The following is a 14,019-nucleotide window of genomic DNA, read 5'->3' on the forward strand; positions in this document are numbered from 1 at the left end:
GCCAAGCATGCCGCCGCCACCTTCTCCGCTCAAATCGATACAATCTATATCAATATCGTTTGAGTTGATGAAGGACGACGAACGCAATTGACGGCCGGCCGGCCGGAGTGGTCTATCTTCCGAATATACATCGAAGGTATCGATATAAATCATATCGATATCATACTGGTTGATGCGAGGGTGGATGACCAACTGGCTCAAGGCGGCGGAGACGAGCGCGCTGGCCGACAAGGACGTGATCGGCGTCGAGGTGGCCGGAGAGGAGATCGCCATCTTCCGTCTCGAGGACGGCTACTTCGCCACGGCCAACATATGCACCCACCAGTTCGCGTTCCTCTCGGAGGGATACGTCGACAAGGGATGCGTGGAGTGCCCGCTTCACCAGGCGTTCTTCGACATCCGCACCGGCGCCGTCGTCGAAGGGCCGCCCGAAGTGCCGTTGAGAACCTTTCCGGTAAGGGTCGAGGGCACTGACATCTTCATTGCTTTGGGCTGACGCTCACGCCGCACGCTGCGATTTCCCGAGAAAGGTCTTTCCATGGTTCAGCCGGTTCGCGTCGACTATCAGATTACCGGGGAAGGTCCCGCTGTATTCCTGACGCACGGCGTCGGCGCCCGTCGCCAGGTGTGGGACGGCGTCATCGCCGGGCTCGCGCCGCACTTCCGCTGCATCTCTTACGATCTGCGCGGACATGGCGCCTCGGAGGGCGCGACGGCGCCGCTCGGCCTCGACGAGTTCGCCGCCGATCTGGAGGCGTTGCGGGCGGAACTCGGCATCGAGCAGGCGCATTTCATCGGCCATTCGCTGGGCGGTATGATCGTGCCGACGTATGCGCGCGCTTATCCGGAACGGGTCAAGTCGCTTGCCCTGATCTGCACCGCCGCGTTCCGCAGTCCCGAGGCGAAGGCGAACGGCGCGAAGTTCGTCGAGAAACTCTATGCCGAGGGTATGCCCGGCATCCTCGAGACGATGCTCGGCCGCTGGTTCACCGATGAATTCAGGCGCGACCATCCCGACGTTGTCGAGGTGAGAAAGCAGCAGATGCTGAACGCCGATCAGCGGGTCTACCGCGAGACCTACAAGGTGTTCGCCACCACGGACATGGGCCCCCGGCTGCACGAGATTGCCGCGCCGACCCTGGTGGCGACCGGGGAGTTCGACCCGGGCTGTAGTCCCGCCCTGAACGAGAAGATCGCCGCGGCGCTACCCCGGTCCGAACTCGTCATTCTCCCCGCCCTCCGGCATTCGGTCCTCGTCGAGGCGCCGGATCTCGTCGCAAGCCTGCTCCTGCGCTTTCTGCAGTCGGTCGAGGCGCGACCCGGCGTCCCTGCCTAGGCGGCGAGGATGCTCACCTTCATCGTGGCCAGCTTCCGATAGAGCCGGCCGCGGTGACGGACCGGCCACCAGTCGTAGAGGAAGATCTGCAACGGGCGCCACATCGCCACCCACCCCAGTATCAGCAGCCCTTCCTGGAAGACCTGCCTTATCGGCGCCGGCGTGATCGAACCGGCGAGCTGGCGCAGCAGGATGCAGATCGCCAGGAAGGCCAGGCCCATCGCGAGGGCGAAGCGACCCTCGCGAAGCTGGAACCGGATGCGCCTCGTGCTCGCCACCGCACGATACGAAAAGTAATTCTGGATCGCCTGCGGGATGTTCGATTGCCGCGCCAGGTCGAGCTGCTCCCGTGGAACGCGGATCACGAGTTCCAGCGGGCTGGAAAGCGGGAACTCGTCCGCCCATCCCACGATGAATTCCTCGGCATCACGGTCGAGATCCCTTTCATGAAAGGGAGACGGGTCGAGGGAGTTGAAAAGCTGCCGGATATCGCTGATCCGGATGTCGATGATCTTTGAATCGGGCATGGCCTCCTCCGGCTCGGCAACCGAGCAGTCGCTCGATGAATATCGCAAACGCCTCTGCCCATCCCAAGTCACAGAGGCCCGGTGCATGCTCCCGGTGAGTCGCCGGCCGACGCAGCAGTGGATTGCAGCCGATATAGGTCGGGATAATCGACAAGACGGCCGTCTTCGTCCGGAAACCGGGTGCGATACACCAGGGCCACGGGGATGCTCGCCGCCAAAAGCTCCTGGTGCTTACCGCTGCGCGCGATCGACCGATCGATTTCGGCTTCCGAGACGCCCAGGGCCCAGGCAGCCAGGGCGCGGGCCTGCTCGACCCGAACGCAGCCATGGCTGAACGCGCGGACCGGCCGGTCGAAGTACCTTCGATCGTTGGTGTCGTGCAGGAAGATCAGCTGGTCGTTGTCGAGTTCGAACAGGATGCGACCCAGCGGATTTTGCGGACCTGGAGGGACGTAGCGCGCGCCCTCCCAGCGCACCATGGCCGGCGTAGGCGTCCAGGACGGGTTGAACGTGACAGCCCAGATCGCCGTCGCCAGCTCGGGCGTCGGAGTGGACGGGCGCCCGACGATGACGCGACTCCGCAGGATGGGCTTTCTATCCTGCAACGCGACCAACTCAAATGAAGGAATGTTGACGACGACCAGCTTGCCGCGGGGAGGCACTTCGATGCCAATCCCCTGCAGGGCCACAGCAAAGGCGGGGACCGGCGGCGTCGGCTCTGCCGGAGACGGTGCGTAACTGTCGACGGTGCAGCCCGCAATCGAGAGCAGCAGGACGGCGATCAACCCGACTATTGTGAAAGAAGAACGCATCGACTACCCGAGAGGAGCTCGCTGGTGATCCCGCCAAGCGTCCAGCGCCCCTGGCGGTTGTGGCCGTACGCACCAGCAACGATCAGGTCGGCGCCGTATTCCCGCGCCAGGCCCGTAAGCTGGGAGGCATTCGCCATTTCGGCTGCGACCACCTTCTGTTCCGCAGCGATGCCGTGACGGGCGAGCCAGCCCGACACGCGCGCCACACCCTCCCGCGACGCGGTCTCGTCGTCGGGCGAGAAGATGCCGGCTACAAGAACGTTCCGGGCCTTGACCAGGAGGGGCAATGCATCGCCGACGGCCCGCCGGGCCTCCCGCGTGTCCTTCCAGGCAACGAGTATCCGGTCGAACTTCGCCGTCCGGCACGCCTCCGGAACCAGCAATACCGGACGCCCCGCCTGCATCACCAGATCGCGGAGGTCGGGCTGGCGTGTTGCGTCGGGCGGCTCGCCGGCGTTCGGCACCCCGACGACGACGATGTCGGCCGCCGCGGCCTCGCGCGCGAAGCGCTCCGAGAGTGCCTCGGTGCTGCTCTCCCCTTTCCAATCGACGGGCTTGTCATACGTTGCCACCGTCGACCGGAAGTCCGCCTCCGACTCGCGAAGATGGCGGTCGATCTGCTTGCGGTCTTCCTCGAACAGCGCCGCCGGAACCGAATAATCGCCACAGATGCAATGGATCGGTCGGCAGAACGCACGGCCCAGCAGTATCGAACCGAACCGCCGGGAAACCCCCAACGCCGTGCCGATCACGCCCCGGCAATCGCGACCGGGCGACAGCGAGACCATGACGGTCCTGTACGTCACAGCCTCTCCTCCTCGCGTCCCACGTCGCCAGTATGGAGCGCCCCTGCTTCGTTGAAGGCTTCCCAGTAGATATCCTGTGCCCGCAGCGGGAGCTGCTGGCGAACCGAGATCGACAGAGTGGCATTGCGGGCGTAGAGCATGGCGGTCTCGACCGGATTAAAGGACACTGGCGACCATGCCGGCGCCTGCATCGCGGTGCCTTGACCTATCTCAATGGCGGACTTGGCTCCAGTCGCGCAGGCTGTGCCGCCGCCGGCTTCGGCATCGTTCAACGAATGCCCACAGGTAGAGGAGAGTAAATTGAAACTTGCTCCCGCCCTCCTCGTCTTCCTGCTCGCCGCCGGCTGCAAGGATGTTCCCGGGGCAGACGGCCGCTACGCGCCTCCGGCGCGCGGTGGATGGGACAACTTTCGCGCTGGAGTTTCCTCCCACCAGGGCGACCTGGTTGCCGATCACGCCAAAGGCCCGGAAGCGATACCGCTTCAAGATTGACGGGCACCAGGTGCGTCGTGAATGTCGACGCAGCGCGCTAGTTGCGCAAGCTTTGCCGCCACCGGGGCTTCAGGGCTTCGAGACAGAGAACCAGAGCCAGTGTGGCAGCCAGCGATACGCCAAGATCGTCGACATGCAGCGCGCCGAACTGGAAGAGAGCCATCGCCGGCGGCCAGATGAGGGCCACCGACAGCACCGCGGCGACGAGCGAGAGAAGGAGCCAGAGAAAGACGTTCGGGCGCCGCAGGGCCACGGTCAATGACGACGAGAAGGAGCGGTTCACGACGATCAGCCCGACGTTGATCAGGACGAGAGATGTGAACATGAGGGCTCGCAACTCGTCGGTCGGCATGTCGCGCCGAATCCCCACCAGCAGCACGACGGCGAGTGCGGTGAGCGCCAGGGTCCCCTGCAGCAGGCTGAACATCATCATCGGGCGCGACAGCAAACGGCTGTCTGCGGCCCGAGGCGGCCGCTGCATCAGGTCCCGCTCCTCCGTCTCCGCCTCGAACGCGATCGAGCAGACGGGATCGATGACCATCTCGAGGAGCGCGATGTGCACGGGGCTCAGCATGAACGGCAAGCCGAACAGCAGGGGCAGCAGCGCCAGGCCGGCGATGGGCACGTGGACCGCCACGATGTACGCGCTTGCCTTCCTGAGATTGTCGTAGATGCGACGTCCCAGGCGAATGGTCCGTACGATCGAGCCGAAATCGTCGTCGAGAAGAACGATGGAAGACGCTTCTCGCGCGACGTCCGTCCCGCGGCCTCCCATCGACACGCCGATATGGGCGGCCCGGAGCGCGGGGGCGTCGTTCACACCGTCGCCCGTCATTGCCACGACCTCGCCGTTGGCCTTCAGCGTCTGCACGAGGCGGAGCTTCTGCTCCGGCATGATGCGGGCGAACACGTTGGTGGTGCGGATGCGCTGTCGAAGGGCAGCGTCGTCGAGGCTCTCGAGGGAGCGTCCGTCGATCGCTTCGCCGGCTTCGAGGCCGGCCCGCTCGGCGATTGCCCGGGCCGTTGCCGGATAGTCGCCGGTGATCATGATGACCCTGACCTGCGCCGAGCGGCATTCGCGGATCGCCGCCGGTACGTTCGCGCGCAACGGGTCGGCGAAACCGACCAGGCCGAGGAACTCCAGCGCGAAGCCGGCCTGCGTTTCCGGCAACGGACCGTCCTGCAGCCGGGCTCGGGCGACTCCCAGCACGCGCACGCCCTCGGCCGCCATGTCATCGACCGCGCGCTGCAGCCACGCCTGCCCTGCCGCGTCGAGGCGGCAGAGCGAGCCGACCGTCTCCGGGGCACCTTTCGTCGCCACGTGTCGGCTGCCGTCGTCGCGCTGGCGAACGTTGCTCATCGCCAGGAGCGTGGGCTGGAGGCCATAGCGGCGCAGGACCTGTCCATCGCGCCACCGTCCCTCCGGGAGTTGGCCCACCTGGGCGGCAAGGGCCTTCTCCATCGGATCGGACGGCTCGGACGAGCTCGCGAGCAGCGCGACCTCGATCAGCGTCGCGGCTTCGGAGTCCGGCATGCCCTGGCCGGCCCGCCAGACCGTCGCAAACGTACGGACCTCGACCACGGTCATTCGATTTTCGGTCATCGTGCCCGTCTTGTCGGTGCAGAGCACCGTGGCCGCGCCCAGCATCTCGATGGCGGAGGCACGACGCGTCAGGACCCGCAGGCGCGACAGGCGCCACGCGCCCATGACCATGAACGCCGTGAGCACCAGGGGAAACTCCTCCGGCAGGAGCGACATGCCGAGCGCAATCCCGCCGAGCACGGCCTTCAACCAGTCGCCCTGCAGGACTCCGATCAGGAGGACGACCGCCAGGCTGGCAACGAGTCCAACCGCGGCGAAAATCCGGACAAGCCGCCGGGTTTCGACCTGAAGCCGCGGCGGTTCCGTCTTGATCGCCTTCAGGGATTGCCCGATGCGACCGAGTTCGCTGCTGGGCCCGGTCGCCTGCACCACCGCAATACCCTCGCCGTGCACGGCCAGGGTGCCCGAATAGAGAAAGGGCGTGTTCTCGCCTCCCGGGCGCACCATGGCGAACGGCGTCTCGCCGGCGCTCTTGTTGACGGGAACCGATTCGCCGGTAAGCAGCGACTCGTCGACGACGAGGCTGCTGGCGGAAACCAAGAAGGCGTCCGCGGGAATGCGGTCGCCCTCGAGCAGCACGATCGTGTCTCCCCGCACCACCTCTCGACCGGGGATACGCTGCCTCTGGCCCTCGCGGATCACGAGCGCACGAGGGCTCGCCTGATCGCGCAACGCCGCCAGAACGCGCTCGCTGCGGCTCTCCTGCACCACCGTGATCAGCACCGACAGGGTCGCGAAGGCAAGCAAAACGATCGCCTCGCCGAGATCGCCGAGCAGCAGATAAATGACGCCAGCGCCCAGCAGCAGCGAAAACATCGGCTCCCGCAGCACATCGACGATGATGCGCAGGACGCTGCGACCGTCACCCGTGGGAAGTTCGTTGAACCCTTCTTCCCGCAAGCGCGCTTGCGCGGCCGACTGCGAGAGGCCGGCCCGCCACGACGTTTCCGCCGTCATGATCTCAGGTCGATTCAACGATCATCTCCCGGATGCGCCTTCCGGGGCCCGGCGCGGCTCGCCGAGCTGGTCGACCGCGAGCAGCAGTATGCCCACCCGGCCGGCCGACGAAACCCACTCCGCAAGACGCGGGTAATTGTCGACCAGCCAATTGAACGCGAGCTGGACGGCGGCGAAGGCCGCGGCGGCCTGGGTCACCTCGCCGAGCGACAACGAGCCGTCGATGTATTTCGGCACGGACAGGATCAGGCCGATGATGGGCGCCAGCAGCGTGTTGCCGGACGACACCAGGGTGGTACGGACGTGCTGGCCACAGAGCAGGCGCCAGTTCCGCATCACCTCATCGAGCGCAAAGCCCACGGGAGCCGCCTGCGCACCGGCGCCCGCCGTACCGACCGGGACCGTCCGAAGGCGGGCAACCGCGAACTTCAGCTCCGATTCGGCCTGGTTCTTCCGTTCGATGACATGCGCCATCCGGCGCCCGACAAACACCATCGCGCCTGTCGTGAACATGGCGTAGGCGATGCTGGCAAATACCAGATAACCCGGCAATTCCAGACCAAGGCGTGAAGGACCGACGGCGATCGCACCACCTACCGTCCACAGGACCACGACGAACGTCGCTGCCGTGAGCACGGAGGAAAACAGGCCGGTGACGAGATCTATCGGCGCGTCGGTGGCGATGCGCGCGTCCTCGGCGATCCGATATTCCGCGAGCTGGGGTTCATCAGTTCCTGCATCGAGGCGGCGGTAGTTCCCGTTCTCCAGCCACAGCCCGAGCAGGTGCGTGGTGAGCCAGCCGCGCCAACGCCGCTGGAAGGTCATGCGCGCCCACACGGCGAAGGCGGCAAGGGAAATGCTACAGGCGGCGAGGCCGGGCAGCAGATAGGTCTGGTGACGGATCCCGACGCCATGGCGCTTCTCCAGCGCATCGAAGAAGTCGCGATTCCAGACATTCAACCTGTACTGGACCAGGAGCTGCGCCACGACGCAAAGGATCAGCAGTCCGATCAGGGTCCACGGCACCCACGCCCCCTTGCCGCCGCCGAAGCCCAGCGCGCTGCGCCAGAAGCGTCTGAGTGGCTTGGCGCCCACCGCCGACGCGCCATCGTCGGTCCTCATCAGGGTCGCCCGGCAGCCAGCGCCACCAAGCCGACGAACGTCGGTTCCGGGCGAACGATGACAGCGGTGGGGATTTGCTCGACATAGGCGGCAAACCGGCCCTTCCCGGCAAAGCGTCTGCGGAACGACGCACCCCGCAGGGCCGGCAGGATGTGAGGTGCGATACCTCCTCCAATCAGCACACCTCCGCGGGCGGCGAAGACGAGCGCCATGTCGCCTGCGAACGATCCCAGGAAGGCACAAAACAGGTCGAGCGCGGCCCCGCAGCGGGGCTCGCCGTCCTTCACCGCGCCCCTGACGATTCCTTCCGCCGTCGACGATCCCGGCTCATGGCCGTCCTGCAGCGCCAGCGCCGCATGCAGGTTGACCAGCCCGGCGCCCGAAAGGACGAGTTCGGCCGAGACATGGCCAAAGCGCCGGCGCAGGATCTCGAGAATCGCGGTGTCACGAGCGTCGCTCGCTGCCAGCGTCGTGTGGCCTCCTTCGCTGGCCACGACCTGTGCATCCGCACCGGGGAGATAGCAGGAGACGCCGAGCCCGGTTCCCGGCGCGATCACAACGACCGGTTCGCCCAAGGTAACGCTCCCTCCACCCACAGACTTCAGATCCTTGTCGCCGAGATGCGGGACCGCCCAGGCCAGTGCTTCCAGGTCGTTCACGAGATTGACCGACCGAAGATGCAGCGCCTGCCTGAGGCTCTCGGTATCGAGCGCCCAGGGGGCGTTGGTGAGTTTGCAGCGACCACCCGAGACGGGGCCGGCCGCGGCGATCACCGCGCGCTCCACGACGACCTCCTCATCCTGGCTGTTGAGGAAATGACGTGCGGCGTCATGCAGGCTGGCATAGGCACCGGTCGCCATGGACTCGATCGGGCCGAGCCGACCGTCTGTCAGCAACGCAAAGCGCGTGCGCGTACCGCCGATATCGGCGAGGAGCTGGCAGCTCATGCCACGCCGCCGAGCGCCTGGGCTGCGATCGTTGCCTTGTACCAGCGGGCGGACGCCTTGGGGATGCGCCGCTGCGTCGGATAGTCCACGCGAACCAGGCCGAAGCGATTGGCGTAGCCCGCGCCCCACTCGAAATTGTCGAGCAGCGACCACACGAAATAACCCCGCACGTCGGCGCCCAGCACGACGGCCTCTTCCAGCGCATTGATGTAGCGCGAGAGATAGTCGATGCGCTCGACGTCGTTCACCGCGCCCGTCGCATCGCCCGTCTCCTCCGCCCCGGCGCCGTTCTCCGTCACGTAGATCGGCAACCGATACCTGTCGCAGGCATCGAGCAATGTGTCCCTGAAGGCCGCAGGATCGATCTGCCATCCGATCGGCGACCGCGGGACATCGCGTGGCGCATCGCTCCAGGCGAAGCCCAATCGCGACAGGGCATCGGCCCGGGCGTAGATCGGCGAATAGTGGTTGATGCCGAGCCAGTCGATGGGGCGCCGGATCCGGTCCATGTCGCCTTCCCGGAGGAACGGCGCGACCCGGTCCACGAGGGAGCGGGGATAGACGCCAAGAACCTGCGGGTCCGCGAAGGCCCGGTTCCAGTAGTCGCCCAGTGCAGCTGCCGCTGCACGGTCTTCAGGTGTCGGATTTACCGCTCGTGCCGGCTGCAGATTGCAGATGGTTCCGAGAGACGCGGCGGGAAGGTATGCGCGAAGCACGTCGATCGCCGCGCCGTGTGCAAGGTTCACGTGATGGATCGCGGCATGGTGCTGCGCCGCATCGTCGACCGCGGGCGGATGCCAGCCGAATGCATATCCGAACAGCGTGAAGACACCCGGCTCGTTGAAGGTCGCAAACCGCTTCACGCGGTCGCCCAGGCGGCTCGCCACGAGACGCGTATAGTCGGCGAACCAGCTCGCGCTATCGCGATTGGCCCAGCCGCCCCGATCCTGGAGCGCTTGCGGCAGATCCCAGTGGTACAGGCAGACCCAGGGCTCGATACCCGAAGCGAGCAGCCCATCGACCAGCCGATCGTAGAACGCGAGTCCCCGCTCGTTTACCCTTCCCCGTCCGTCCGGCAGCACGCGCGGCCAGGCGACCGAGAACCGATAGGCGCCCACGCCGATGTCGCGAAGCAGGGCGATGTCCTCATCGTACCGATGATAGTGATCGCACGAGACGGCCCCGGTATCGCCGTTGACGATCCGCCCGGGTTGGCGACAAAAACCATCCCAGATACTTTCGCCGCGACCATCCTCCAGCGCCCCGCCCTCTATCTGATAGGACGAGGTCGAGGCGCCCCAGAGGAAGTCAGGCCACAATGCACGGCGGGCTGGCGGCGAAGGAGCGGGCTGGCCGTCGAAACCGGAAGGAGGGCTGACCATCGTGACGGCCTCGTATCAAGGTGTGAGGGCGACCTTGAGGACGCCGTCCCGCTGGTGGGCGAAAAGGTCATAGGCCTTCTCCAGATCGGCGAGCTTGAAGCGATGCGTCACCAGCGAGCCGAGGTCGACGCGCCCCGAACCGATGACGCTCATCAGCCGCCGCATCCGCTCCTTGCCGCCCGGGCAGAGCGAGGTAATGATCTTGTTGTCGCCCAGGCCCGCCGTGAACGCGTCGAGTGGAATGCGCAGGTCGGACGAGTAGACACCGAGACTCGAGAGCGTGCCGCCCGGCCGCAACACGCGAAGCGCATTCTCGAAGGTCTGCTGTGTCCCCAGCGCCTCGATGGCGACGTCGACCCCGCGGCCTGACGTGAGCTCGCGGATCGCCGTCACGGGATCGCCCTTCCTGAAATCGACGACATGGTCGATCCCGAGCTTGCGCGCGACGGCCAGCCGCTCCGGCACGGTGTCGACGCCGATCACCGTGGTCGCGCCCATCAGCCGCGCGCCGAGCGCCGCGCAGAGGCCGATGGGGCCCAGCGCAAACACCGCCACGATGTCGCCAATCCGGACGCCGCCACTCTCGGCACCGGCAAAACCTGTCGACATGATGTCGGGACACATCAGCACCTGCTCGTCGGTGAGATTTGCCGGCACCGGCGCGAGATTTGCCATCGCGTCCGGCACCAGCACGAACTCGGCCTGACAGCCGTCGATCGTGTTGCCGAAACGCCAGCCTCCCGCCGGCTTGAAACCGTGTCGCGTCGCCGGACCGTCCTGCGAATGCGCGCCGCAGAGACAGGCGTAACTGTGGCCGCTCGGCGTGATGGCGCCGACAATCACACGCTGGCCCTCATTGTATCCCGTGACCTCCGATCCCAGCTTCTCGATGATGCCGACTGGCTCATGGCCGACGATCAATCCCTTGCGGACCGGATATTCTCCGCGAAGGATGTGTACGTCGGTCCCGCAGATCGTCGTCGTGCTGACCCGGACCAAGGCGTCCAGCGGGCCCACGTCGGGCACCGGTCGCGACTCCAGGACGATTCGGCCCGGTTCGGCGAAGACTGCCGCCATCATCTTGGGCATCGCGTGTCCTCCGTTGTTCGCGGGCACGGTAAGCGCAATGGATCTGCAGGGAATTGATCTGCCTCAAGCGCCAAATGCGATGAGCGGCCTCTTTTGCGCGCTCCTCAATCCGCACTTTGATCTGAATCACACCGCCATTGGCGAATACTGGTAGCTTCCGACATGGTCAAAACATGGCCCCTGCTGGCGATCCTGACGGGCGTGATCACAACGGCCGCCATTCAGGCACCTCGCGCGCAGGGCTACGAAGCTTTCTACCGAAAGTGCTACGAGGATGCCGCCGCCGACCAGGTGATCATCAGCTGCACGGCAGTCATCTCGCGAGGGCTTGTCGATCGAAACGACCTGGCGACAGCCTACAAGAATCGCGGCAATGCCTACGATGACAAGGGGCAGTACGAGCGTGCGTTGGAGGACTATGAGCAGGCGGTCACCATCAACCCGCTGGATGCAGAGGCCTTCAACAGCCGGGGCACCACCTATGTTGCGCTGGAGCGTTACGAACTGGCGCTCCGAGACTTCAATCAGGCGGTCAAGATCAATCCTGCAAGTGCGGCGAGCCTGGGCAATCGATGCTTTGCCGAGGCCATCCTCGATGATCTCGAGCAAGCCCTGTCCGACTGCAACGAAGCTCTGCGCATCAAGCAGAAACATCCCGGCGCCTATTCCTCCCGCGCACTCACGTATCTGAAGTTGAAGCGGTATGATGATGCCATTGCAGACTACACGGCCGCGATCCGCAGCCAGCCCGACAATCCCTACGCGCTGTTCGGTCGCGGCGTGGCCAGGCACAGGAAGGGAGATGTGCGAGGCGGCGACGGCGACGTCGCATCGGCGACGTCGATCAAGCCGGACATTGCCGAATACATGGCCAAGCTCGGGATCACGCTCCAAGATCTCCGATAGTGCGGCGCGAGCCAGGCGCTGCAGCTTCCCAGATTACGGCGCTGACCGGCCGAGCCAATAGCTCACGCTCACGAGCAGGGTTCCAAGTGCTGCCGCAAACCATCCGATCAACCATGGCAAGGCTTCTGCCTGGAGGTTGGGCCAGAGGGCCAATGAAAGACCGAAGAGAAGCGCGCCCAAACCGTCGAATACCAGTATCCAGTGACCGTCCACGGCCTTGCGCAGTTCGAGCCCTATCCACACCTGCATCGCACCGGTCAGGATCGCCCACACGGAAATGAGTCCGACCAGGTGCCGGGAGACCTCGTCGAGCGCGAACAGGGTGCCACCGGCACAGGCCAAGCCCGCGAGGCCGATCAAACCCAGCCAGAGTCGCAGCGTACCGCTCCTTCCGGCAATCGCCGCAGCCAAGGCGAGAACGCCGTCAATAAGGGAGTATGTACCCCATAGCATCGCCAGCCCGGTCAAGCTGAGCTTGGGCCAGAAGAAGACGGCAAATGCAAGGAGCAGCGCGGCCGTTCCCCGCAGCAACAGCAGCCGGCGATGATTGGACTCCGCGACAAGCGCCGACGCCCCCTTCCCGAGAGCCGCTTCATCTGGCTCGCCCAGCCGACCGGCCTCAGCGACAACCGGCTTCGACGACTTGCTCATGGGGCAACTTCCAAGGGCGTTTCCAGGCAGAGCGATATCATCACAAGTTGATCGGTGAGCATTTGATCTGGAACAAGGCGGAGCGACGCAGTTTCCAGTGAACTACAATGGAGAACGCACTCGGCCTGACTCCGAGCGATGTCAATTTCACCATTTTATCAGGACGAGGAAAGGGTGGGATGGGCTCTGGACGTGCATTGATCATCCTGTGGGTGGTCGGGAGCGCCATGTCGTGGATCGGCTGGATGCTTTTCGTTCGCATGTCATGCGTTCGCGAGCTGGACGGTCGCGTGGAATGCCAGACAGAGCAAACATGGCTTGCCTTCCTGCGCGACACGTCGAGGGATCCCCTCGAACTCGCCCTGATGGGATTGGTCCCGTCGCTGTTGCTGCTGGTCATCGGCATCGCGCTTTTTCAGGCAATGCGTCGTTCCTGATCCGGCCGAATCGTCATACCCCTTGGGTCACGGAGGCGTCGATGAACAGAATGATTGCGCTGGTCCTGGTCCTTCTGCCGCTTCCCGCGATGGCGCAAGGACCCGGTTTCGGAGCGACTCTGGCCGAACACTGGTGCATGGGCTGCCACATCGTCGAGCGTGCTCCCAAGGGCGCCAGTGCCAACGGCGTGCCGAGTTTTCCTGCAATCGCCGCCAAGCCGACAACGACCGCCGAGCACCTCAGCCTCTATCTGTCGACCGGGCACACGCACATGCCCGATTTCTCCCTCAGCAACCAGGAGCGCCAAGCCCTGGTCGCCTATATCCTCAGTCTTCGCTGAGCCTTCGGCGCTCACTCAAGGAGCCGGGTCGCCTCCTGGGCCTCGGGCGTCGCGCCCGTCAGCGTGACGCTGGCGGCGAGCCGAGCCAGTTGGGTCGCCTCCTCCGTGTAATCCTTCGTCGCCCGTGCGTTCCAAGCCTGCTGCGCCTGCAGGACCCCCGCGAGGTCGCGCGAGGACAACAGCTCGTGCCACGTCGAATAATTCTGCCGCAGCCGTTGCCTGGCAAATCTCGACACCTCGCCTTGCCAGGCAGCTCCGGCAGCAGCCCATGCCTGGAGGCAATCGACATAGGCCGACATCGCCGAATTCCATAGTCCGCTTGCCAATACGGGATCCAAGACCAGGCTCTTGTCCGCATGCATGTCGTACATCTCGCCCTCCTGAGCATGTCGACGCACTGTATGCGTGGACGCGCGGCGAACCGTTGATCTGCATCAACACGGACACCGGCTCGCCAGGTTCCGCGCGGTCAGGGATCGGCGCCCAGTATCCGACGCAGCTCCCGGCACCCGCTGCCCCATACCTCTATCCGGGCCAGGGCCACGAACTCCTGGGCGCGATAGTACCGGCAGTGCCGGGCGAGATAGGCGACGGTCTCCCGGCAGGTGTCG

General features: G+C 65.3%; 16 protein-coding genes. 5 read left to right on the plus strand and 11 right to left on the minus strand.

What is annotated here, in order from left to right; all coding sequences use genetic code 11:
- Positions 1-184: 184 nt before the first annotated feature.
- Entirely contained in the window at positions 185-496 is a 312-nt protein-coding gene (locus AC1ROX_RS19730) for a non-heme iron oxygenase ferredoxin subunit (RefSeq protein WP_493128242.1), read from the plus strand.
- A gap of 42 nt (positions 497-538) precedes the next feature.
- Positions 539-1,336 carry an alpha/beta fold hydrolase gene (locus AC1ROX_RS19735; protein ID WP_493128243.1) on the plus strand — a complete coding sequence of 266 codons (798 nt, stop codon included), beginning with the start codon at positions 539-541 and terminating at the stop codon, positions 1,334-1,336.
- Here the strand turns inward: AC1ROX_RS19735 and AC1ROX_RS19740 are convergent.
- From AC1ROX_RS19740 to AC1ROX_RS19780, 9 genes are all read right to left on the minus strand, one after another.
- Positions 1,333-1,863 carry a hypothetical protein gene (locus AC1ROX_RS19740; protein WP_493128244.1) on the minus strand — a complete coding sequence of 177 codons (531 nt, stop codon included), beginning with the start codon at positions 1,861-1,863 and terminating at the stop codon, positions 1,333-1,335. The two genes, AC1ROX_RS19735 and AC1ROX_RS19740, sit on opposite strands and share 4 nt — an antisense overlap.
- A gap of 68 nt (positions 1,864-1,931) precedes the next feature.
- Positions 1,932-2,648: a L,D-transpeptidase family protein gene (locus AC1ROX_RS19745; RefSeq protein WP_493128245.1), complete on the minus strand. Its 717-nt coding sequence runs from the start codon at positions 2,646-2,648 to the stop codon at positions 1,932-1,934.
- 5 nt (positions 2,649-2,653) lie between these two features.
- A complete protein-coding gene (locus tag AC1ROX_RS19750) occupies positions 2,654-3,481 on the minus strand; it encodes a universal stress protein (RefSeq protein WP_493128247.1) in 828 nt (275 codons plus the stop codon).
- Positions 3,478-3,753 carry a hypothetical protein gene (locus AC1ROX_RS19755; RefSeq protein WP_493128249.1) on the minus strand — a complete coding sequence of 92 codons (276 nt, stop codon included), beginning with the start codon at positions 3,751-3,753 and terminating at the stop codon, positions 3,478-3,480. The genes AC1ROX_RS19750 and AC1ROX_RS19755 overlap by 4 nt, the downstream gene beginning before the upstream one ends.
- A 257-nt stretch (positions 3,754-4,010) precedes the next feature.
- Positions 4,011-6,533: a cation-translocating P-type ATPase gene (locus tag AC1ROX_RS19760; RefSeq protein ID WP_493128251.1), complete on the minus strand. Its 2,523-nt coding sequence runs from the start codon at positions 6,531-6,533 to the stop codon at positions 4,011-4,013.
- A 21-nt stretch (positions 6,534-6,554) separates the two neighbouring features.
- Positions 6,555-7,655, minus strand: coding sequence for an SbmA/BacA-like family transporter (locus tag AC1ROX_RS19765; RefSeq protein ID WP_493128253.1), 1,101 nt, complete (start codon positions 7,653-7,655; stop codon positions 6,555-6,557).
- Positions 7,655-8,602 (minus strand): glucokinase, encoded by a 948-nt coding sequence (gene glk / locus AC1ROX_RS19770; RefSeq protein ID WP_493128255.1) that lies wholly within the window; start codon positions 8,600-8,602, stop codon positions 7,655-7,657. Before glk ends, AC1ROX_RS19765 begins: the two co-directional genes overlap by 1 nt.
- On the minus strand, positions 8,599-9,984 hold the full coding sequence (locus AC1ROX_RS19775; protein ID WP_493128257.1) for a GH1 family beta-glucosidase: 1,386 nt from the start codon (positions 9,982-9,984) through the stop codon (positions 8,599-8,601). The genes glk and AC1ROX_RS19775 overlap by 4 nt, the downstream gene beginning before the upstream one ends.
- A 15-nt stretch (positions 9,985-9,999) precedes the next feature.
- Positions 10,000-11,073: an NAD(P)-dependent alcohol dehydrogenase gene (locus AC1ROX_RS19780; protein WP_493128259.1), complete on the minus strand. Its 1,074-nt coding sequence runs from the start codon at positions 11,071-11,073 to the stop codon at positions 10,000-10,002.
- 162 nt (positions 11,074-11,235) lie between these two features.
- Between AC1ROX_RS19780 and AC1ROX_RS19785 the strand changes: the two genes are divergently transcribed.
- A complete protein-coding gene (locus AC1ROX_RS19785; RefSeq protein WP_493128261.1) occupies positions 11,236-11,979 on the plus strand; it encodes a tetratricopeptide repeat protein in 744 nt (247 codons plus the stop codon).
- 33 nt (positions 11,980-12,012) lie between these two features.
- Here AC1ROX_RS19785 and AC1ROX_RS19790 read toward each other — a convergent pair whose 3' ends face one another.
- On the minus strand, positions 12,013-12,630 hold the full coding sequence (locus AC1ROX_RS19790) for an HdeD family acid-resistance protein (RefSeq protein ID WP_493128263.1): 618 nt from the start codon (positions 12,628-12,630) through the stop codon (positions 12,013-12,015).
- 107 nt (positions 12,631-12,737) lie between these two features.
- On the opposite strand from AC1ROX_RS19790, the gene AC1ROX_RS19795 reads away from it, so the two are divergent.
- Positions 12,738-13,067 carry a hypothetical protein gene (locus AC1ROX_RS19795; RefSeq protein WP_493128265.1) on the plus strand — a complete coding sequence of 110 codons (330 nt, stop codon included), beginning with the start codon at positions 12,738-12,740 and terminating at the stop codon, positions 13,065-13,067.
- A 41-nt stretch (positions 13,068-13,108) separates the two neighbouring features.
- Positions 13,109-13,408 carry a c-type cytochrome gene (locus AC1ROX_RS19800; RefSeq protein WP_493128267.1) on the plus strand — a complete coding sequence of 100 codons (300 nt, stop codon included), beginning with the start codon at positions 13,109-13,111 and terminating at the stop codon, positions 13,406-13,408.
- Between the two features lie 11 nt (positions 13,409-13,419).
- Here AC1ROX_RS19800 and AC1ROX_RS19805 read toward each other — a convergent pair whose 3' ends face one another.
- Positions 13,420-13,779, minus strand: a complete 360-nt coding sequence (locus AC1ROX_RS19805; RefSeq protein WP_493128269.1) for a hypothetical protein — start codon at positions 13,777-13,779, stop codon at positions 13,420-13,422.
- Positions 13,780-14,019 lie beyond the last annotated feature (240 nt).

It is taken from the genome of Reyranella sp. GW821-FHT14A01 (genome assembly GCF_058803965.1).